The following is a 20,206-nucleotide window of genomic DNA, read 5'->3' as shown; positions in this document are numbered from 1 at the left end:
CCCTTCTCCCGGAACCGCGCCGCGGTCCCGCCGAAAACGCGTACCCGCCTTGCCCGTTCCCGTCGGCGGTCCGAATCCCCGCCGCGCCGAACGATACCCGCCACACGGCCGGACCAGGTCCGACAACGCGTTACGCGACCACATCGCAACCGTGCCGAGATATATCCGCGCCACACCCCGGGACCGTACCTGCGCCTATGGTGTTCGCGTCCAGCCCACTGTCGCGGCGCCGGCCCGCCACCGCGAAGCCCCGAACACACCGCGGACGCTTTCCGTTCCGCTCCGACGCCCGCCTACGCCGCGGGCGGCGGAGACAGGCCGAAACCGCCGATGAGGGTTGCCTCCGGTTTGCCGGGTCGGCCGGTATCGCCGGTACCGAGCCGTTCATACCCCTTGCGCCGTCATGCCGGAACCGGATGACACGACCGATCGGGACGGGCGAACAGAGCCGGCCACCGGCGATGAGGTATGGATTTCCGGAAGAGCTGTCGACAGGATGTGGACCCCCATGAGCAATACCGCCGACCCCCGAGCCGCCGCCGCGCGCCTCGCCGCCGAACTCACCGGGCCGGGCGGGTCGTTCGAAATGGCGGCCGAGGAGGTGCTGGGCGCCCGGATCCCGGTGGTGCGCCACCGGCGGCACTCGCTGCGCGAACTGCTCGATGCCTCGCGGGCCTGGGGGGAACGCGACTACCTGGTCACCGCCGAACGCCGGATCTCGTTCACCGAGCACGCGGACGCGGCGGAGGCATTGGCGCTGGCACTGGCCGGCAAATACGGAGTCGGCCCGGGCGACCGAGTGGGCATCCTGGCCGCGAACACTCCCGAATGGGTGATCACCTTCTGGGCGGCGCAATGCCTGGGCGCGGTCGCGGTCGCCTACAACGCGTGGTGGGCGGAGCCGGAGGTGACCTACGGCATCGGGCACACCACCCCGGCGGTGGTGGTCGCCGACGAGCGGCGCGCCCCGCTGATCACCGATACCGGCGTACCGGTGATCAGCATGACCGAGGACCTGCCCCGGCTCATCTCCGGCTACCGCGGTAAGGCCCCGGTGGTACCGGTCGGCGAGGACGACCCGGCCGTGGTCCTGTATACGAGCGGCACCACCGGCCGGCCCAAAGGTGTCGTGCATACGCACCGGAACCTGATCGCCGTCACCGACTACCACCGCTACACCGACGCCCTGACCGCCGGGCCGGCCGGCCACCGCGAACCCAGCGAGAAGCGGTTCCTGTTGACCTCACCCCTGTTCCATATCGCCAGCCTGCACAATCTCGCGATTCCCCGGCTCGCCACCGGCGCCGCCGTCATCGTGCACACCGGCGCCTTCGACGCGGAGAGAGTACTGGACCTGATGGCGCGCGAACGGGTCACCAACTGGGGCGCGGTACCGACACTCGCGGCCCGGCTGCTGGAACACGATCCGTCCGGCTACGACCTGTCCGCTCTCGCCTCGCTGTCGCTCAATGCCGCGCCCTCCTCCCCCGCCTTCCAGCAGCGCCTGCGCGACCGGATGCCCGATACCGGGATCGCGCTGACCACCAGTTACGGCCTCACCGAAAGCGGTACCGCCGCGACCGTCGCCACGCCCGCCGAACTCGCGGCCGATCCGGAAACCGTCGGGCGCCCGATACTGGGAGTCGCGGTCGAGATTCGTGACCCCGCGGGTACTCCGGTTCCCGACGGTACGGAAGGCGAGATCTGGATCCGCAGTCCCTACGTCATGCTCGGCTACTGGCGGGACGAGGCAGCCACTGCCGCTGCAATCGACGGCGAACGCTGGTTGCGCACCGGCGATTTCGGCATCCTGCGGGATGGGCGGCTGCGAATGGCAGGCCGCCGTAGCGATCTCATCCTGCGCGGTGGGGAGAACGTCTATCCGACCGAAATAGAGAACGTCCTCGACGAGCACCCCGCGGTACGGGAAACGGCGGTGCTCGGGATCCCCGACGACGAACTCGGCCAGCGCGTCGCCGCCGTGGTGGTCGTCCGGGACCCGGCGGTGGTCACCGCCGACGAACTCCGGGACTTCACCGCGCGCCGGCTCGCTTATTACAAGGTTCCCGAACGCTGGACTCTCACCGCCGAACCGTTGCCGCGTAATGCGACCGGTAAAGTGCTGCGCCGGGAGATCTCGCTGTGAGAACAGCCTCCCGGCCGGGCTCGCACGCATCGCATGCACTGCCTATCACATCGATCTGCGCCGCTCGTTATTGTGGCACCACAGGGCGCGTGGCCGGCCGGGAACCCGCGGGGCCGCACGCCGCACACTGAGCTGGGCGAAAGGGATGACATGGCAGGCAAACGCACCGTCCTCACGGCGGGTTTGCGCCGGCTCTCGGTGTTGCTGCTGGAGATGCGTGAAGACGCCGAACTGAGCAAGGAAGAGGTCAGCGCCCGTACCGGGATCAACGTGACCACCCTGTACCGCATCGAGACCGCCCAGGCCCGCCCGCAGCGCCGCACCCTGATGACGATGCTGGACCTCTACGGTGTCGAGCCGGTGCGGCGCCAGGAGGCCCTGGAACTGCTCTCGGACGCGCAGAAACCCGGGATGTCACGGCCCTACGAAGCCAGCCTGTCCGAGGTCTACGCCGCCTATATCAATTTCGAATCCGTGGCACTGTCGGCCCGGCACTATCAGACTTCGTTCATCCCCGGCCTGCTGCAGACCGAGCAGTACGCCACGGCGGTGATCGATACCTGTATGCCGAAGCTGGAAGCCTCCGACCTGGAACGCCGGGCGCGGGCCCGGATGGACCGGGCCGCTGTACTGGCCAAGGACGAACCACTCGAACTATGGGTCGTCCTGGACGAGGCGGCCATCCGCCGTGTGGTCGGCGGCCCCGAAGTCATGAGTGGCCAGTTACGACGCCTGGGCGAGGCGACCAAGCGCAAGAACGTGATATTGCAGATCCTGCCCTTCGACGCGGGTGCGCACCCCGGTATGGCCGGATCCTTCACCCTTCTCGATTTCCCGGACCCCACCGACCCCGAATTGGTCTATGTCGAGGGTATTTCCGGCGATGCGCTGATCGAAGGGCATTCCGAGATCCGGCGGTTCGGCGTGATGTTCGACCAGTTGCGCGCGATGGCGCTCAGCCCCCGCGATTCCGCGACGGTTATCGCCGACGCGGCCGAATCCATGAGCTGACACCGGAACACGCGCGAACAACCCGGGGCATGAATTCCCCGGCGGGATAGCGGGTATATACAGAGCGAAACTGTCCGATCACCGTTCTTACCGTCCGTCGCGGAGAGATGAGGGGACCTTGGCAGACGTCACCGCCCGGACCGATCCGGAGCAGCAGCCCGAACTCAAACGGGTCATCGGCCCCTGGTTACTCCTGCTGTTCATTGTCGGCGATATTCTCGGCACCGGTATCTACGCCCTCACGGGGCGGGTCGCCGGTGAGGTCGGCGGGGCGGTGTGGGTGCCGTTCCTGGTCGCCTTCGGGGTCGCCATGATCACCGGTCTCAGCTATCTGGAACTGGTCACCAAATATCCGCAGGCTGCGGGTGCGGCCCTCTATACGCACAAAGCCTTCGGCATTCATTTCCTGACCTTCATGGTCACGTTCGCGGTGATGAGTTCCGGTATCACCTCCGCCGCCACCGCGGCCAAAGCATTCGCGTCGAACTTCGCCGAAGCCTTCGAATTCGACGGCGCGAAACCTCTTGTGCTCACCCTCATCGCGTTGGCCTTCATGACCTTGGTCGCGGCGATCAACCTGCGCGGTGTCGGCGAGAGTGTGAAGGTCAACGTCCTGCTCACCTGTGTCGAACTGTCCGGTCTGCTGATCGTGATCTGTATCGGCCTGTGGGCACTCGGTTTCGGTAACGGTGATTTCGGCCGGATCGTCGAATTCGATACCGGAGACCGTTCCGCCTTCGGCGGGGTGATCGCCGCGACAACGCTCGCCTTCTACGCGATGGTCGGTTTCGAGGATTCGGTGAACATGGCCGAGGAGACCAAGGAACCCAGCCGGATCTTCCCGAAGATCCTGCTCACCGGGCTGTTGATCACCGGGGCCATCTACGTGCTGGTATCGATCACCGCGGTGGCGCTGGTGCCCACGGAGAAACTGTCCGAAGGCGATACCCCACTGCTGCAGGTCGTGGAGATCGGCGCACCCGGTTTCCCGACCCAGATCTTCGCCTTCATCACCATGTTCGCGGTCGCCAATTCGGCGCTGATCAATATGCTCATGGCGAGCCGGCTCCTCTACGGAATGGCCAAGCACAAGGTCGTCCCACGCTCATTGGGCCGAGTGCATCCGACCCGGCGCACGCCGTATATCGCGATCATCTTCACCACTCTGCTGGCCTTCGGGCTGCTGTTGCTCGTGGGCGAGGTACCCGAGCTCGGTGGTACGACCGCGCTACTGCTGCTCGTGGTGTTCACCATTGTCAACATCGCGGTACTGGTGTTGCGTCGCGACCGGGTGGGCCATCACCATTTCCGCACCCCGACACCGCTGCCCGTACTCGGCGCGGTGTGCTGTGCGTACCTGGCCACGCCGTTCACCGACCGCAATCCCCAGCAGTACGCGATCGCCGGTGTCCTGCTCGCCGTGGGTGTCGTCCTGTGGGCGCTCACCGCGTTGTGGAACAAACCGCACAATGTCGGACCGCTGGGGCCCGGGGCCGATATCTAGCCGCAGTCCCGGTGGGGCGCAACGCGGGCCGACCGGGAGCGGACCGGAATTCGCTGAAGTGACGAGCGCCCCCGCGATCGGTAACGTATTCGCCGATGACAAGCATGGACGCCAGATTCGGCGATGCGGCTGGGTCGGTGCCCCTACCCAGCCCGTGGGATCTCAACACCTACCTCGCCGAGGTGGCCGCGTACCGGAAGCGGCCGATATCACTACAGCCTGCGCACCGGTCGGCCCTGGCCGATCTGGGATGCAACGGCAACGGTCTGTGGATCGCACGCAAGAACGACGACATCGTTGTCTACGACGCCGCGGCATCCGGCCGCAACGCCGACCATATCGTGCTGCACGCCATCGGCCATATGCTGCTCGGCCACGGCGGCCCGGGCTCGGAGGACGCCGATATCACCCGGATCTCGCTGGGTGCTCTCAATGCCTCGCTCCTGGACGCGCTGGCGACGATCGCCCCGGGCTCGATCACCCAGATCCTCGGCCGGGACGATTTCGGCGCCGACCGCGAACGCGATGCGGGCGTATTCGCCGAGATGACGATGGTGTACGCGGCACTGCCGCGGCGCCGCACTCGTTCGTTCTGGCCGTTCGGCCGCCGCAAGAACAGGTAGGCACGGCCGCGGTGGCGCGCGCGGATGACGGGATAGGTGTCACCGGCCACCGTGGAGGGTCTACGCTTGTGGGCCGTGGCCGAACCGCAGACACCCGCTGCCCCGCACCCCGCTATCGCGTCCCTGGCAGGACTACTGGGAACTTGGCGCGGCTCCGGACAGGGTGACTATCCCACCATCGAGCCGTTCGGCTATCTGGAGGAGATCACCTTCGGCCATATCGGCCGCCCGTTCCTGACCTACCGGCAGCGCACCCGGCACGCGGACGACAACCGCCCGCTGCACGTGGAGACCGGCTATCTGCGCTGTCCCGGCCCCGACCGGGTGGAGCTGATCCTGTCGCATCCCACCGGTATCACCGAGATCTGCGAAGGGAAGCTCACCCTCGCCGACGAGGAGATCCGGCTGGAACTGGAATCCACCTCGGTCGGTCTGAGCAGCACCGCCAAATCGGTGACAGCGCTCAGCCGGACCATCCATATGCACGGTGGGGTCATCGACTACACACTGCAGATGGGCGCCGTGGGCCTGCCCTTACAGGATCACCTGGCAGCGAGCCTGCATAAGATCTGAACTGGGCATAACGAAGTCGTCACGAATTTCGAGGGCGCGGGTCACGATTTGCGCATCGCCGATTTTCCGTTGCTTTCCATCTTGTCTCGATACGCAATTCCGGCTTAGGTTGGCCTGAACAGCAAATCATCAGATAACTCTTCAGCAGAGCCCGGTCGCGCAGGTGCCAACCGAGCTCGCTATCTGTCGAACCTCTGAATCGGAGGGAGCCGGAAAATGAAGCGTTCCACCGTTGCTCTCATCACCGCCGGATTGATTCTCGGCGGCACCGGAGTCGTCGAAATCCTCGGCACGGATACCGCCACGTCGGCCCCGGTCTCCGACCGCACCATCTCGGTGGTCGCCCCCGCCCGCGTCAGCGATCCGGTGAGTACCGATACCGGTCACCGCGCGGAGACCGGACCCGGCACCGCGGCTGTCGGACCGTGACCGCGGTTCGAGCGGCACGTCAATAGCCCTCCGGCAGAGCGGCCAGCATATCGCGGGTCACCGCGACGGCATTATCCGAGCTACCACCTTTGACCAGCAACGTTGCGAATGCGAGGTCACCGCGGTAGCCGACGAACCAAGAATGGGAGCCCCCGGCCACCTCCGCCTCGCCGGTCTTGCCGAACACCTCGCCCTGGTCGGCGATGCGGTTGGCGGTTCCGGTCAGCACCACCTCGCGCATCATCGCCCGGAGTCCACGCACGACTTCCGCAGCCGGCACCGGGCGCTGTCCGTCCACCACTGTTTCCCGGCCGGCGATCAGATACGGCGTCGGCGCACTGCCGTGGGCGATCGCCGCGGCCGTCAATGCCATACCGAACGGGCTCACCACAACCCGGCCCTGCCCGATTCCGTCCTCGGTCCGCTGTATACGGTCCTCGGAAACGGGTACCGAACCCGAATAGGTGGGTAATCCGACCACCGAGTAATCGGGACCGATCCCGAATTCGGCCGCCGTCTCCGAAAGCGCCTCGGCCGGCAATTCACTGGACAACTTGGCGAACGAAGTATTGCAGGACCGCGCATAAGCGGTCGACATGGGGACGTTCCCGATGGTGAAATCGTTGTAATTCGGGATCATCCGCTCCCCGATGGTGATCGCACTCGGGCAGGCCACGACGGTGTCCGGCGTGGCTACGCCCGCCGATATCGCGGCGGCGGCGGTCACCGTTTTGAACACCGACCCCGGCGGATACTGCCCGATGGTGGCGACCGGCCCGTCGCGATCGGCGGCCGGGTTCTGCGCGACCGCGAGAATTCCACCGGTGGACGGTTCGATCACCACCATCATGGTTTGCTCCCGGCGCCCGTCGACCGCGCGCTGGGCCGCGTTCTGGATCTGTCGATCCACACTCAGTGTGAACGACGGCGCGGGCCGGGCCGCCACCTCGTGCAGCACTCCGGTCTCCGCACCGCCCGCGTTGCGGGTCACCACCCGCCAGCCCGCCCGGCCGTCCACCTCGCCGATCACCGCCTGCCGCACCTGGGTCATCAGATCGGGCGCGAACGACCGGTCGACCGGTGTCAGATCCCATTCCTGCGTCACCCGCACACCGGGCAGCCCGATCAGCCGCGGTCCGGCCCGGCCGAACTCCGTTTCGTTCAGCACGATCACCGTGTACGGCCCCTCGGCCCCGCGCGCGGACTCGAGGATCCGCTGCGGAGTCAGACGTTCGTCGATTCCGCTCACCGCCCGGGAGACCTCGGTCGCCACCCGCTCCGGATCCCCGCTCCCGGCGGCATCGAAGGTCACCCGAGATACCGTGCCCGGAACCAGCACATCGCTACCGGACTGCTCGTTCACCCGGGCACCCGGGGCCGGGCGCACCGATAACGCCATCGTCTGGGTATCACCGAGCCGGGGATGGACGGCGGCCGCGCTCCAGCGGACGACCCAGGCGCCACCGCTGCGGACGAGTGGCAATTGTCCGGTATAGGACCAATTGCGCGCGCCCGCCAGCCGCCATTCGTAGGTGTAGTCGACGGTGGCGGTATCCCCGGAGATCCGCGCGGCGCCGGATCGCGCGCTCAGTTCCTCGGCACCCAGCTCTTCCCATACGGAAGTGAGTGCGGGAAGGGCGTTTTCCGGACGGGTCGTATGATCGGCGGCGGCCGTGAGATCCCGGGCGGCGAAATCCCGCAGAAAAGCGTCGGCGGCGGTGATCGGGCCCTGCGAACCAGCGATACACGCGGTCGTGGCGAATGCGAGCACCGCGACCGCGATTACGAGTACCGGACGGAACGTCATCGAGGCTGATGGTAGCGACCCGATGCCGGTGATCACCTGCGGCGCACCGGATCCTGCCCCGACTCAGTCGAGCAGTACCGTCGCGAAGGTAGCGACCTGCCGGAACCCGACCGCGCGGTAGGCCCGCCGCGCGATCTCGTTGTAATCGTTGACGTACAGGCTCGCGGTCCGTCCGGTGGCGACCACCGCATTCGCCACGGCCGCCGTGCCGGCGGTTCCCAGGCCCTGCCCGCGATGATCCGGATGTACCCAGACGCCCTGGATCTGCCCGGTGCGCCGGGACATCGCCCCGACCTCCGCCTTGTACACGACCTCGCCGTCGACGAACCGGGCCCAGGCCCGGCCGGACTCGATCAGCCCCGCGACCCGGCGACGATAGCCACGGCCGCCGTCGCCGGCCCGTGGATCCACCCCGACCTCTTCGATGAACATGGCGATAGCGGCGGCAAGGTAACGGTCCAGCTCGTCGAGCCGGACCTGACGGACCTCCTGATCGGCCGCGATAATTGCGGTGCCGGTGAGCGCCAGCAGCGGCTGACTCCCGCGCAGCTCACGCTCCGGGCCCCAGTGGTCGGCGAGCATTTCCCATAGTGGGAGCGCGAGCTCGCGGCGCCCCACCACCGAGGAGCACATCCGCGGCCAGCGAATGGCACGGTCGGCGAAGGCCCGTATCGCCTCACGATCACCGCGCAGCGGAATCAGGTTCACTCCGGAGAAACACAGCGATTCGGCCGGGCCGCCGTGACTCCACAGCTCACCTTGACCGCACCGGTTGTCCAGACCGTAATCCTGTAGCCGGGCGGCGACCATACAGGCAGCCACCGGATCGTCGTCGAGCACCCTGAGCACCTGTCCCAGGTCCCGCTTCGCGAGCTGGCGCGCGGGGACGTATTTCGCACGCCGGGTCGGCTCCAGCAGACTCCGCACCTAGTACAGCCTGCCATGAACCGGGGCCGAGCGATACGGATATCCCGAAAGCGTGCGTTGCCGCGGGCGAGCCGCGACAGCGGACAACTGCCCGCGGCGGCCGCGAGCAGTTGTCCCGGCTCGGTCAGCCCACGCTGACGACCGGTTCTCCGGTCCCGGCGTCCTCACCCATCTCCTCGGCGATCCGCATGGCTTCCTCGATGAGGGTCTCCACGATCTGCGCTTCGGGCACCGTCTTGACGACCTCACCCTTCACGAAGATCTGACCTTTCCCGTTCCCCGAAGCAACACCGAGATCGGCCTCGCGGGCCTCACCCGGGCCATTCACCACGCATCCCATCACGGCGACACGCAACGGTACCTCCAAACCGTCCAGGCCCGCGGTGACCTCGTTGGCCAGGGTGTACACGTCGACCTGCGCGCGCCCGCAGGACGGACAGGACACGATCTCGAGTTTCCGGGGACGCAGATTCAGCGACTGCAGGATCTGCCCGCCCACCTTGACCTCCTCGGCCGGTGGCGCCGACAGCGAAACCCGGATGGTGTCGCCGATCCCCTCGCTCAGCAGGGCACCGAACGCGACCGCGGATTTCACGGTGCCCTGGAACGCCGGACCGGCCTCGGTGACACCCAGGTGCAGCGGATAGTCGGACTGCGCGGCGAGCTGCCGATACGCCTCGACCATCACCACCGGGTCGTTGTGCTTGACCGAGATCTTGATATCGCCGAACCCGTGTTCCTCGAACAGGCTCGCCTCCCACAGCGCCGATTCCACCAGCGCCTCCGGGGTGGCCTTGCCGTACTTGGCCATCATCCGCTTATCGAGGGAACCGGCGTTCACACCGATCCGGATCGGGATACCCGCGGCACCGGCCGCCTTCGCGACCTCCGCCACCCGGCCGTCGAATTCCTTGATATTGCCCGGGTTCACCCGCACCGCCGCACAACCCGCGTCGATCGCGGCGAAAATATAGCGCGGCTGGAAATGGATATCGGCGATCACCGGGATCTGGGATTTCTTCGCGATCGTGGGTAGCGCGTCGGCATCTTCCTGCCGAGGGCAGGCCACCCGCACGATATCGCAGCCCGATGCGGTGAGCTCCGCGATCTGCTGCAACGTCGCGTTCACATCGTGCGTTTTGGTCGTCGTCATCGACTGCACCGAGATCGGGTGGTCACTGCCCACACCGACACCACCCACCATCAATTGACGGGTCTTGCGCCGCGGCGCGAGTACCTCGACGGGTGCGGTCGGCATCCCCAATCCGACTGTGCTGGTCACTTTCGGCTGCCTACTTTCGTACTGGTCCGGCCGGTCGGTGCCGAGTCTAGTCGTGCCGCGGCGGGGTGCCGCCGAGACATGGACTACACCGGCGACCAGCACCCGAATGTCACCCGCGGGTAACCCGGGTAACGTCCGGCACGGTAGGCGCTATCGGTGAACACACAGGTCAGCGTGGTTTGCGGCGATAGATCACGTCGTAGATGAGAATTCCGGCGAGCGCTGCCGCGAATCCGATCAGGTAGAGGTTCTCGACATCACCGGAATGGTTGCCGATCAGCATGCCGAGCAGCGCGATGATCACGACCACCGCGGCCACCCGGAAGGTTTTGCGCGATTCACCGCTCCAGCCCCAGGCCGCGGACGGAACCTCTGCGGGGTCCACCTTGGTGACGTGCTGGTCAGTGGCGGGTTCGACGTCCGTGGCGGCCACGATCGCTCCTCCTCGAGAGAACGGATACTGCCCGATATCGTGGCATACGACCGCCCGTCGTAGCCAGTAGGGGCACGGTCGGTGACAATGGGCGGGTGTCAGATCTCCGCAGAGTCCTCCTGCTCGGCAGCACCGGGTCCATCGGCACCCAGGCGCTCGAGGTGATCGCCGCCAACCCGGACAGATTCGAGATCGTCGGGCTGGCCGCGGGCGGTGGGAACACCGACCTGCTGGCGGCGCAGATGGCCGCGACCGGGACGACCAATGTCGCGGTCGCGGATCCCGCCGCCGCGGCCGAGCTCGGGGTTCCGTTCGCGGGCGCGGGCGCTGCGACCGAACTGGTGCGCAGCACCGAGGCGGATGTGGTGCTCAACGCGCTCGTCGGCTCGCTCGGGCTGGAGCCCACGCTGGCGACGCTGGAATCGGGCGCCACGCTGGCACTGGCTAACAAGGAATCGCTGGTGGCGGGTGGATCGCTGGTCACCCGTGCGGCCCGGCCCGGCCAGATCGTGCCGGTCGATTCGGAGCATTCGGCACTGGCGCAATGCCTGCGCGGCGGCCGCGCCGAAGAGGTCGGCAAACTGATCCTCACCGCCTCCGGTGGGCCCTTCCGGGGCTGGACCACCGAGATGCTGGACGGGGTGAACCCGGCCGAGGCGAAAACCCATCCCACCTGGTCCATGGGGCCGATGAACACGTTGAACTCCGCGTCCCTGGTGAACAAGGGCCTGGAACTGATCGAGACCCATCTGCTGTTCGGGATCCCCTACGACCGGATCGACGTGACCGTGCACCCGCAGTCGATCGTGCACTCCATGGTCACCTTCACCGACGGCTCGACTCTGGCACAGGCCAGTCCGCCCGATATGAAACTGCCCATCGCACTGGCGCTGGGCTGGCCGGAGCGGGTACCCGGCGCGGCCGTACCGTGCGATTTCGGCACCGCGGCCACCTGGACCTTCGAACCCGTCGACGACGCGGTGTTCCCGGCGGTGGAACTCGCCCGGGAGGCCGGTACCGCCGGCGGTTGCGTGACCGCCGTGTACAACGCGGCCAACGAGGTCGCGGTCCAGGCATTCCTCGACGGCCGGATCCGCTTCCCGGAGATCGTGCGCACCGTGGCGCGAGCGGTCCGCGACGCCGGGCAGTGGCGCGCCGAACCCGGCGAACTCGCCGAAGTGCTCGCGGCCGACGAATGGGCCCGTGACCACGCTCGCACCATGATCCGCCGGTAATCCATGTCCCAGATGGTCGAGGCCCGGCACCCGGGCGGTTACTGTGGACACGTGCTCGCGGCCGCTCCGGTCTCCGTGCGGGCCGGGAGTAATGATCTGCGCATCGCAGGAGGGCTGTAGACCACATGCTGTTCGTGTTGGGGTTCGTGCTGTTCGCCCTCGGCATCACGATTTCGATCGCACTGCACGAATGCGGGCATATGTGGACCGCGCAGGCCACCGGGATGAAGGTGCGCCGGTACTTCATCGGCTTCGGCCCGAAGATCTTCTCGTTCCGGCGCGGGGAAACCGAATACGGGGTCAAATGGATTCCGCTCGGTGGTTTCTGCGATATCGCGGGTATGACCGCACTCGATGAACTCGAACCCGAGGAAGTCGACCGTGCCATGTACCGCCAGGCGACCTGGAAACGCCTGGTGGTGATGTCGGGCGGGATCGGGATGAATTTCCTGCTCGGTTTCATCCTTATCGTGGTGCTGGCCGTCGGCTGGGGCCTGCCCAACCTGAACCAGCCGCCGGAGACCACCCTCGGCGAGATGAGCTGCGTCGCACCCCAGAACCCCGACGGCACAGTCGGCACCTGCACCGGGGAGGGTCCCGCGCAGCGCGCAGGTCTGCAACGCGGCGATGTGGTGACCGCGGTCGACGGTGAGTCCGTGGATACCTGGAAGGATTTCCAGCTGCTGACTCAGCAGCAGGACGGTCCCTTCGCCTACACCATCGAACGCGACGGGCAGACGATGGATGTCGAGGTGGTCCCGGAGAAGACGATGCGCTATCCCAGCGAAGGCGGACCGGGCCGCGAAGTCAGCGTGGTCGGTGTCGGTCAGGAGTTCTACGAACCGGTCCAGTACGGCGTCCTCGCCGCGATACCCGCCTCGGCGGCGTTCACCGGGGATATGTTCGTGCGCACCGTCGAATCGCTGGCGCAGATGCCGGCGAAGGTAGTCGCACTGTGGGACGCGGTGACCGGCGGTGAACGCGATCCGGAAACGCCGGTCAGCGTGTACGGCGCCAGCAAGATCGGCGGCGAAACCGCCGAACGCGGCTACTGGAATATGTTCATCCTCGTCCTGGCGAGTTTGAATTTCTTCCTCGGGGCGTTCAATATCCTGCCGCTGCTACCGCTCGACGGCGGCCATATCGCCGTCGTCCTGTACGAGAAGATCCGCAACACCTTCCGCGGCTGGAAGGGTCTCGCCCCCGGGGCTCCGGTGGACTACCTGAAACTACTCCCGCTGACCTACGTCGCGGTGGTCATCGGCGGCGCGTACATGCTGCTCACCCTCGCCGCCGATATCATCAACCCGATCAATCTCTTCCCCTGACCGGTTCGCACCCGAGCACTATCTGAACGGTGCGAGCGCGAGGAAGCGCGACAGCCCGCTCAGGGCGTGGTCACGTCTTTCCCGTCGAGCACATCGGCAATGTATTCGGCAATCGCGAGCGACGAGGTCGCGGCGGGCGACGGCGCGTTGCGCACAGCGGTGACCGGCCCGAGCCGGTCGATCCGGAAATCGTCGACCAGGGTGCCGTCGGCGTCGAGCGCCTGCGCCCGGACACCCGCGCCCGCGCGCACCACATCCGCCGCGCCGATCTCCGGAATATATCGCTGCGCCTTGCGCATATACGCGCTGATCGAGACCGAGCCGTACATCTCCTCCAGCCCCGTACGCCAATGTTCTCGCGCCATCCGCCGAAAGCCCGGCCAGCCCAGGGTTTTCGCCATATCCCGTGGTACGAAACGGGTTCGCCGGTAGCCCTCCCGCGCGAACGCCAGGACCGCGTTCGGCCCCACCTCGACGGTCCCGGACACCCGCCGCGTGAAATGCACACCCAGGAACGGGTACCGGGGGTCCGGGACGGGGTACACGAGCCCGCGCACCAGATCCCTTTTCGCCGGCACCACATTCATGTACTCGCCACGGAAAGGGACTATGCGCGGACCGGGTTCGGCTCCCGCCATCCCCGCGACGGTATCGGCGTGCAAGCCGGCACAGAGAACGACCCTGTCCGCGCGCAGAACCTCCGCACCGGTACCGATCTCGACGCCCGAGGCGGTGCGGGTGATCCGGTCGACCGGGCACGATGTCCGGACCTCACCGCCTGCCGCGACCACGTCCGCCGCGAAGGCCTCGGCGACGCGGCGGAAATCGGTGATCGCGGTACGCGGCGAGTACAGCGCCGCCACTCCTTCGGCGAAGGGTTCGATATCGCGAATTCCCGCGGAATCCACCCGCCGCAGCCCCGGTACCGCGTTATCTCCCGCCCGTGCCTCGAGGGCGTCCAGACGCGCCACTTCCCCGGTATCCACCGCGATGACGAGCTTGCCGCATTCCTCGTACGGCAGTTCCCGCTCGGCGCAGTAGTCGCGCAACATCGACCGCCCCCGCGCGCACAGCACCGCTTTCAAGCTGCCCGGTTGGTAATAGATCCCGGCGTGCACCACTCCGGAGTTGTGCCCGGTCTGGTGCACCGCCACGCGGTCTTCCTTCTCCAGCACCACAACCCGGTCCCCGGGACGCCGGCGGCCGATCTCCCGGGCCACCGCCAGACCCAGAATCCCCGCACCGACCACAGCGACCACCCGGTCGGCCATACCTCGCTCCGATCCGCTCAGCCCTCGGCCGCGAGCTGTCCGCACGCCGCGGCGATCTCCTGGCCCCGGGTATCGCGGACAGTGCACGGCACGCCCTGTGCTTCGACTCGGCGCACGAACTCGCGTTCGACAGGTTTCGGGCTGGCATCCCATTTGCTGCCCGGGGTCGGATTCAGCGGGATCACGTTCACGTGTACGCGCGCGCCGAGCGCTTTGTGCAGTTTCGCGCCGAGCATGTCCGCTCGCCACGGCTGATCGTTGATATCGCGGATCAGCGCGTATTCGATGGATACGCGGCGACCGGATTTATCGGCGTAATAGCGGGCCGCGTCGAGGACCTCGGATACCGGCCAGCGGTTGTTCACCGGGACCAGGGTGTCGCGGAGTTCGTCGTCGGGGGTGTGCAGAGATACGGCCAGTGTCACCGAGAGATCCTCGTCGGCGAGTTTGCGGATGGCCGGGGCGAGACCCACCGTCGATACCACCACATTGCGTTGCGAGATCCCGAGGCCGTCCGGCGCGGGCGAGGTGATGCGGCGGACCGCGTTCACCACTCGTTTGTAGTTGGCCAGCGGCTCCCCCATACCCATGAAGACGATATTCGACAGCCGGCCGGCCCCGCCCGGTACCGCGCCGTCGCGCAGATCGGCGGCGGCGGCACGAACCTGGTCGACGATCTCGGCGGTGGACAGGTTGCGGTTCAGTCCGCCCTGGCCGGTGGCACAGAACGGGCAGGCCATACCGCAGCCGGCCTGGCTGGAAATGCACAGGGTGGCGCGATCGGGGTACCGCATAAGGACGCTCTCCAGCAGCGTTCCGTCGCCGGCGCGCCACAGCGTCTTGCGGGTCTCCCCGGCATCGCAGGTGATATGCCGGACAGGGGTCAGCAGGGGCGGGAAAAGCGATTCGGCGACTGTGTCGCGCACGGCTGCGGGCAGATCGGTCATCTCGGCGGGATCGGCCTGAAGCCGGCCGTAGTACTGGCGGGCGATCTGGTCGGCCCGGAACTTGGGCAGACCCAGTTCCGTCATGGCCGCGCGACGCCCCTCGGCATCGAGATCGGCGAGGTGGCGGGGCGGCATCCCGCGGCGGGGTGCGTCGAAAACCAAGGGCAAGGGGGCGGTCATAGTCCTACCAGTGTGGCATCTCGCTCGATGTGACCAGCGACAAGCCGTCCTACCGGGCGCTGTCGAGGCGACGCGATCGACGAGCGGACCGGAAATCCGTGCACCGGCGATAGCTGTCGGCAATCATCGACATATGGCGACCTCAGATGATCGAACCCCCGAGACCGGTGCGGTGCCGGGCTCCGTGCCACCGACCGGGCGGCCCGCCGAGCCCACCGGTGGCAAACCGGCACCCGCTGCTCCCGGACGGAAAGCAGCCGCGCGGGGAAGCCGCGGCAAGGACGTGGGCAAATCCCGAGTCGGCAATACCTGGATCGCGTTGATCATCGCGGCGATCCTCGGCATCGTCCTGCTCATATTCATCATCCAGAACTCGCAGGACGCGGACGTCGAGATGCTCTTCTGGAGCTTCTCGCTGCCGCTGGGCGTGACGATCCTGCTGTCCGTGATCGCGGGCGCCCTGGTGATGGCACTGGTGGGAGGTGTCCGGATCGTTCAGTTGCGCCGCGCGGTGCACAAGGAGTGATCGGCCGGCGGGGTCTCAGACGAGGGTGCTGAGAACCAGCCAGGACACGAAGGCCGACGGCAACATGGAATCGAGCCGGTCCATGATGCCGCCGTGCCCGGGCAGCATCGTGCCCATATCCTTGATGCCCAATTCCCGTTTGATCTGCGATTCGATCAGATCGCCCAGGGTCGCGATCACCACCAGGCCCACACCGAGCACAACGCCGATCATCGAGTTGGCTTCCAGCAGCAGCGTGACGGTGAGCAGGCCGCCGATGATCGCGAACACCAGCGATCCGCAGAAGCCCTCCCAGGATTTCTTCGGGCTGATCGACGGCACCATGGGGTGGCGGCCGAACAGCACGCCCGCCACATAGCCGCCCACATCGGAACATACGACCAGGATCATGAAGGTCAGCACCCGCAGGTTGCCGTCCGGATCCTCCAGCAGGAGCAGTACCGCGAACGAGGCCAGCAGCGGAATCCAGGCCAGGGTGAACACCGTGATCGCGGTATCGCGCAGGAAGTTGCGCGGGGCGGTGTGCAGGCCGTGGTCGAACAGCCGCCACACCATGCAGGCCAGCGCCGTCGCCGCGAACGCGCCGGTCACCCCACCCGCGCCGAACGGCCAGCCCAGCCAGAAGACCGCCTGACCGCCGACGATCAGCGGCGTCCGGGGTACCAGCACATCGGCCTCACGGAGCCGTTTGGCCACCTCCCAGGTGGCGATGCCGACCGCGACGCCGGCCACACCGATGAAAACCTTCGGTACGAACAGCAGGATCGCGATGAGCGACACCCCGAGGGTCAGGCCGACGGCCAATGCCGCGGGGAGATTCCGCCCCGCACGGGACCGCCGCGGCGCGGCCTCCGCGGGCGCTCCGGTGGGTACCGCGCCTCCCGGGTTTCCGGCCGGCTCAGCGCTCCCCGCCGTACCGCCGGGTCCGGACACCGCCGACGACCCGGCCGGCGCAGCCTCCGTGGAAGCCCCGGCGGACGCGGCATCCGCACCCGGCCCGGCGGGCACAGCGCCCGCGGACGCCCCGGCCGATGCGGCGTCCGGCGGCGCACCGGCCCCTGCCGGTGTCGATTCGGATCTGCCCTCGGCCGGCGGCTGCGGTCGGGCCGCACCGGTCGCGGCGGCTTTCTCGGCCACGATTGTCCCGTCGCTCAACTCGTCGTCGTTCCGTTCGTTCCCACCCGAAGCGGGCGTAGCTCCGCTCCGCTGTTCTCATTGTGCGTCAAACCAGGGACCCCGTGGTCCGCTGGACGCCGAGCCGGTGTCGCTGTGACACCGTGATCCGGACAGCACCTACCGCTCGTACCGTCCCGGACCCTATGCGCGATCCACGTCACCCGACGCGCCTGCGCAAAGTACACCACCGCCGCGCGGGCGGGTACATCCGAGATCGCCGGTCAGACCTCGAGCAGTTCGGATTCCTTGTGTTTCACCAGTTCGTCGATCTGCCCGACATATCTGGCCGTGGTCTTGTCGAGCTCCTTCTCGGCCCGTCCGACCTCGTCCTCGCCGGCCTCGCCGTCCTTCTGGATCCGGCCCAGCTCCTCCATGGCCTTACGGCGCACATTGCGGATCGAGACCTTGGCGTCCTCGCCCTTCTGCTTGGCCTGTTTGACCAGTTCGCGACGCCGTTCCTCGGTGAGTTGCGGGATGGAGATCCGTAGGATGTCGCCGTTGTTGGTCGGATTCACCCCCAGGTCGGAGTTGCGGATCGCGGTCTCGATCGGGCCCAGCTGTGCCTGCTCGTACGGTTTGACCACCACCATCCGCGGCTCCGGGACCGAAATACTCGACATCTGGGTGATCGGGGTCGGCGACCCGTAATAGTCCACCACGACCCGGGCGAACATCCCCGGGTTCGCGCGCCCGGTTCGGATGCCGCCGAGGTCGTCCTTCGCCACCGAGACGGCTTTCTCCATCTTCTCCTCGGCGTCGAAGAGCGCTTCTTCAATCACGACCGTTCCTCCACTGCGTCGTCATCGTCATGACCCGCGGGCCCGCGGTATCAGGATCGAACCAATGTGCCGATCTTCTCACCGGCCACCGCCCGGGCGATATTGCCCTTGGTCAACAAATTGAACACCAGCATCGGCATCTGGTTGTCCATGCACAAACTGAACGCCGTCGAATCGGCGACCTTCAGATCGCGTTCGATCGCTTCCTTGTGCGTGATCTCCTGGAACATGGTGGCGTCCGGGTGCAGCCGCGGGTCCGCGTCGAACACGCCGTCGACAGCCTTGGCCATCAGTACCACCTCGGCACCGATCTCCAGGGCACGCTGCGCGGCGGTGGTGTCGGTCGAGAAGTACGGCATGCCCATACCCGCGCCGAAGATCACCACGCGGCCCTTCTCCAGATGTCGCTTGGCGCGCAACGGAAGATAGGGTTCGGCGACCTGCCCCATCGTGATGGCGGTCTGCACCCGGGTGTCGACGCCCTGCTTCTGCAGGAAATCCTGCAGCGCGAGGCTGTTCATGACCGTACCGAGCATTCCCATGTAGTCGGACCTGGCACGTTCGAGACCGCGCTCCTCCAGCTCCGCGCCACGGAAGAAGTTGCCGCCACCGATCACCACGGCGACCTGCACGCCGGTCGACACGACCTCGGCGATCTGCTCCGCGACTGTCTGCACCATATCGGGATCCAGACCCACTGTGCCGCCACCGAACATCTCACCACCCAGTTTCAGCAGTACCCGGCCATATCCTGGGCGGTCGGTCCGGGGGTGCGTCATGGGTCGGCGTCTCCTTCGGCGATCGGCGGTGCTACGTGAGTCGTAATCGTGGTTGCGGCGGCCGCCGGGGAACCGGTACCGCCCGCTTCCGACTGGCCCGGGCGCGGCGCGCGGCGACGTGGCAGGGGCCAACACAAGGCGGCCTCTATCCTGCCCTACTCCGCTCGGCGCCGGTACGAGGGGGCGGCCGATGCTGGGAAACCGCCCCCTGCTCAGCACGAAACCCCCGTCGCAGTGCATACGACGGGGGTTTACGCGAAACGGTCAGGCCTGTCCGACCTCGAACCGGGCGAACTTGGTGACGGTGACACCGGCTTCGTCCAGCAGAGCCTTCACGGTCTTCTTGTTATCGGTGACCGACGGCTGTTCCAGCAGTACGACATCCTTGAAGAAACCGTTGACGCGCCCCTCGGTGATCTTCGGCAGCGCGGCTTCCGGCTTACCTTCTTCGCGGGCGGTCTGCTCCGCGATCCGGCGCTCGTTCTCGACGAGATCGGCGGGGACCTCGTCGCGGGTGACGTATTTTGCCTTGAGCGCGGCGACCTGCATCGCGGCGCCACGGGCGGCCTCGGCAGCCGCATCGCCGGAACCGGAGTACTCGACCAGCACGCCGACGGCCGGCGGCAGATCCGACGCCCGCTTGTGCAGGTAGGTGGCGACCGGTCCGTCCAGGGACACCACGCGACGCAGTTCCAGCTTCTCGCCGATCTTGGCGGCCAGTGCCTGCAGCGCCTCGCCGACGGTCTTGCCACCGAGATCGACGGCCTCGAGCGCCGCCACATCGGCCGGTTTGGCGGCCGCGGCGGCGGTGACGATCTGGTCCGCCAGCTCCTGGAATTCGGCGTTCTTGGCGACGAAGTCGGTTTCGGAGTTGATCTCGACCATCACGCCGTCCTTGGCGATGACCAGGCCTTCGGCGGTGGTGCGCTCGGCCCGCTTGCCGACATCCTTGGCGCCCTTGATGCGCAGCAGTTCCACGGCCTTGTCGAAATCGCCTTCGGTTTCGACCAGCGCGTTCTTGCAGTCCATCATTCCGGAGCCGGTGAGCTCCCGCAGCCGCTTCACGTCAGCGGCAGTGTAGTTCGCCATCGGTGGCGAGCCTCCTTCGAGAAAGTCAGGTACCGGTCAGCGGGGGGGGGGCGCCGGGGGGGGGGGGAGAACCACGGCGGGGAATAAGGGGTAGGGGGCGGCCACCGCTAGAACCCCCCCGGCCGGGCGGCCCCCCAACCGGGGAGGTCGGAGACGAGCGG

19 protein-coding genes are annotated in these 20,206 nt (G+C 67.2%); 9 read left to right on the top strand and 10 right to left on the bottom strand.

Annotation, left to right across the window (positions count from 1 at the left end):
- Nucleotides 1–508 precede the first annotated feature (508 nt).
- The 6 genes from ABZ827_RS27520 (at nucleotide 509) to ABZ827_RS27495 (ending at nucleotide 6,286) form a co-directional block, all read left to right on the top strand.
- Nucleotides 509–2,146 (top strand): class I adenylate-forming enzyme family protein, encoded by a 1,638-nt coding sequence (locus tag ABZ827_RS27520; RefSeq protein WP_357242583.1) that lies wholly within the window; start codon nucleotides 509–511, stop codon nucleotides 2,144–2,146.
- Nucleotides 2,147–2,296: 150 nt separating this feature from the next.
- Nucleotides 2,297–3,157 carry a helix-turn-helix transcriptional regulator gene (locus tag ABZ827_RS27515; RefSeq protein ID WP_357242580.1) on the top strand — a complete coding sequence of 287 codons (861 nt, stop codon included), beginning with the start codon at nucleotides 2,297–2,299 and terminating at the stop codon, nucleotides 3,155–3,157.
- Nucleotides 3,158–3,275: 118 nt separating this feature from the next.
- On the top strand, nucleotides 3,276–4,661 hold the full coding sequence (locus ABZ827_RS27510) for an APC family permease (RefSeq protein ID WP_357242577.1): 1,386 nt from the start codon (nucleotides 3,276–3,278) through the stop codon (nucleotides 4,659–4,661).
- 95 nt (nucleotides 4,662–4,756) lie between these two features.
- Nucleotides 4,757–5,284 (top strand): hypothetical protein, encoded by a 528-nt coding sequence (locus ABZ827_RS27505; protein WP_357242574.1) that lies wholly within the window; start codon nucleotides 4,757–4,759, stop codon nucleotides 5,282–5,284.
- A gap of 75 nt (nucleotides 5,285–5,359) precedes the next feature.
- Nucleotides 5,360–5,857, top strand: a complete 498-nt coding sequence (locus ABZ827_RS27500) for a peroxynitrite isomerase (protein WP_357242571.1) — start codon at nucleotides 5,360–5,362, stop codon at nucleotides 5,855–5,857.
- Nucleotides 5,858–6,073: 216 nt separating this feature from the next.
- A complete protein-coding gene (locus ABZ827_RS27495) occupies nucleotides 6,074–6,286 on the top strand; it encodes a hypothetical protein (RefSeq protein WP_357242568.1) in 213 nt (70 codons plus the stop codon).
- Between the two features lie 19 nt (nucleotides 6,287–6,305).
- On the opposite strand, the gene ABZ827_RS27490 is transcribed toward ABZ827_RS27495, so the two are convergent.
- From ABZ827_RS27490 to ABZ827_RS27475, 4 genes are all read right to left on the bottom strand, one after another.
- The gene (locus tag ABZ827_RS27490) at nucleotides 6,306–8,093 is read right to left on the bottom strand and encodes a penicillin-binding transpeptidase domain-containing protein (protein WP_357242565.1); all 1,788 of its coding nucleotides are present in this window, start codon (nucleotides 8,091–8,093) and stop codon (nucleotides 6,306–6,308) included.
- A 63-nt stretch (nucleotides 8,094–8,156) separates the two neighbouring features.
- Nucleotides 8,157–9,020, bottom strand: a complete 864-nt coding sequence (locus ABZ827_RS27485; RefSeq protein WP_357242562.1) for a GNAT family N-acetyltransferase — start codon at nucleotides 9,018–9,020, stop codon at nucleotides 8,157–8,159.
- Between the two features lie 124 nt (nucleotides 9,021–9,144).
- Complete coding sequence (ispG, locus tag ABZ827_RS27480) at nucleotides 9,145–10,302, bottom strand: flavodoxin-dependent (E)-4-hydroxy-3-methylbut-2-enyl-diphosphate synthase (protein ID WP_357242559.1); 1,158 nt, start codon at nucleotides 10,300–10,302, stop codon at nucleotides 9,145–9,147.
- Nucleotides 10,303–10,471: 169 nt separating this feature from the next.
- Nucleotides 10,472–10,735: a DUF2631 domain-containing protein gene (locus ABZ827_RS27475; protein ID WP_357242556.1), complete on the bottom strand. Its 264-nt coding sequence runs from the start codon at nucleotides 10,733–10,735 to the stop codon at nucleotides 10,472–10,474.
- Between the two features lie 95 nt (nucleotides 10,736–10,830).
- Here ABZ827_RS27475 and dxr point away from each other — a divergent pair, with 95 nt between their 5' ends.
- Both dxr and ABZ827_RS27465 read left to right on the top strand, forming a co-directional pair.
- Nucleotides 10,831–11,970, top strand: a complete 1,140-nt coding sequence (dxr, locus tag ABZ827_RS27470; protein WP_357242553.1) for a 1-deoxy-D-xylulose-5-phosphate reductoisomerase — start codon at nucleotides 10,831–10,833, stop codon at nucleotides 11,968–11,970.
- 125 nt (nucleotides 11,971–12,095) lie between these two features.
- Nucleotides 12,096–13,298 carry a M50 family metallopeptidase gene (locus ABZ827_RS27465; RefSeq protein ID WP_357242550.1) on the top strand — a complete coding sequence of 401 codons (1,203 nt, stop codon included), beginning with the start codon at nucleotides 12,096–12,098 and terminating at the stop codon, nucleotides 13,296–13,298.
- Nucleotides 13,299–13,357: 59 nt separating this feature from the next.
- Here the strand turns inward: ABZ827_RS27465 and lhgO are convergent, their stop codons facing one another.
- Both lhgO and rlmN read right to left on the bottom strand, forming a co-directional pair.
- Nucleotides 13,358–14,569 carry an L-2-hydroxyglutarate oxidase gene (gene lhgO, locus ABZ827_RS27460; protein ID WP_357242546.1) on the bottom strand — a complete coding sequence of 404 codons (1,212 nt, stop codon included), beginning with the start codon at nucleotides 14,567–14,569 and terminating at the stop codon, nucleotides 13,358–13,360.
- A gap of 17 nt (nucleotides 14,570–14,586) precedes the next feature.
- Nucleotides 14,587–15,696 (bottom strand): 23S rRNA (adenine(2503)-C(2))-methyltransferase RlmN, encoded by a 1,110-nt coding sequence (rlmN, locus tag ABZ827_RS27455; protein WP_357242543.1) that lies wholly within the window; start codon nucleotides 15,694–15,696, stop codon nucleotides 14,587–14,589.
- Nucleotides 15,697–15,829: 133 nt separating this feature from the next.
- On the opposite strand from rlmN, the gene ABZ827_RS27450 reads away from it, so the two are divergent.
- Nucleotides 15,830–16,222 (top strand): lipopolysaccharide assembly protein LapA domain-containing protein, encoded by a 393-nt coding sequence (locus ABZ827_RS27450; protein WP_357242540.1) that lies wholly within the window; start codon nucleotides 15,830–15,832, stop codon nucleotides 16,220–16,222.
- Between the two features lie 15 nt (nucleotides 16,223–16,237).
- Here ABZ827_RS27450 and ABZ827_RS27445 read toward each other — a convergent pair whose 3' ends face one another.
- From ABZ827_RS27445 to tsf, 4 genes are all read right to left on the bottom strand, one after another.
- The gene (locus ABZ827_RS27445) at nucleotides 16,238–17,155 is read right to left on the bottom strand and encodes a phosphatidate cytidylyltransferase (RefSeq protein ID WP_357242750.1); all 918 of its coding nucleotides are present in this window, start codon (nucleotides 17,153–17,155) and stop codon (nucleotides 16,238–16,240) included.
- Nucleotides 17,156–17,619: 464 nt separating this feature from the next.
- Complete coding sequence (gene frr, locus ABZ827_RS27440) at nucleotides 17,620–18,177, bottom strand: ribosome recycling factor (protein WP_357242537.1); 558 nt, start codon at nucleotides 18,175–18,177, stop codon at nucleotides 17,620–17,622.
- 50 nt (nucleotides 18,178–18,227) lie between these two features.
- A complete protein-coding gene (gene pyrH / locus ABZ827_RS27435; protein WP_357242534.1) occupies nucleotides 18,228–18,956 on the bottom strand; it encodes a UMP kinase in 729 nt (242 codons plus the stop codon).
- 264 nt (nucleotides 18,957–19,220) lie between these two features.
- Nucleotides 19,221–20,045, bottom strand: a complete 825-nt coding sequence (gene tsf / locus ABZ827_RS27430) for a translation elongation factor Ts (RefSeq protein ID WP_357242532.1) — start codon at nucleotides 20,043–20,045, stop codon at nucleotides 19,221–19,223.
- Between the last annotated feature and the right edge of the window lie 161 nt (nucleotides 20,046–20,206).

This window comes from Nocardia sp. NPDC019395, assembly GCF_040632335.1.
Taxonomy (GTDB): domain Bacteria; phylum Actinomycetota; class Actinomycetes; order Mycobacteriales; family Mycobacteriaceae; genus Nocardia.
The sequence above is the reverse complement of the archived record's forward strand: the minus strand, read 5'-3'. Positions and strand labels throughout refer to the sequence as shown.

What these genes read in the sequence shown, in the direction of transcription:
- ABZ827_RS27520 (WP_357242583.1), top strand. Translation starts at nt 509, where the DNA reads ATGAGCAATACCGCCGACCCCCGAGCCGCCGCCGCGCGCCTCGCCGCC.
- ABZ827_RS27515 (WP_357242580.1), top strand. Translation starts at nt 2,297, where the DNA reads ATGGCAGGCAAACGCACCGTCCTCACGGCGGGTTTGCGCCGGCTCTCG.
- ABZ827_RS27505 (WP_357242574.1), top strand. Translation starts at nt 4,757, where the DNA reads ATGACAAGCATGGACGCCAGATTCGGCGATGCGGCTGGGTCGGTGCCC.
- ABZ827_RS27495 (WP_357242568.1), top strand. Translation starts at nt 6,074, where the DNA reads ATGAAGCGTTCCACCGTTGCTCTCATCACCGCCGGATTGATTCTCGGC.
- ABZ827_RS27490 (WP_357242565.1), bottom strand. Translation starts at nt 8,093, where the DNA reads ATGACGTTCCGTCCGGTACTCGTAATCGCGGTCGCGGTGCTCGCATTC.
- ABZ827_RS27465 (WP_357242550.1), top strand. Translation starts at nt 12,096, where the DNA reads ATGCTGTTCGTGTTGGGGTTCGTGCTGTTCGCCCTCGGCATCACGATT.
- lhgO (WP_357242546.1), bottom strand. Translation starts at nt 14,569, where the DNA reads ATGGCCGACCGGGTGGTCGCTGTGGTCGGTGCGGGGATTCTGGGTCTG.
- rlmN (WP_357242543.1), bottom strand. Translation starts at nt 15,696, where the DNA reads ATGACCGCCCCCTTGCCCTTGGTTTTCGACGCACCCCGCCGCGGGATG.
- ABZ827_RS27450 (WP_357242540.1), top strand. Translation starts at nt 15,830, where the DNA reads ATGGCGACCTCAGATGATCGAACCCCCGAGACCGGTGCGGTGCCGGGC.
- pyrH (WP_357242534.1), bottom strand. Translation starts at nt 18,956, where the DNA reads ATGACGCACCCCCGGACCGACCGCCCAGGATATGGCCGGGTACTGCTG.
- tsf (WP_357242532.1), bottom strand. Translation starts at nt 20,045, where the DNA reads ATGGCGAACTACACTGCCGCTGACGTGAAGCGGCTGCGGGAGCTCACC.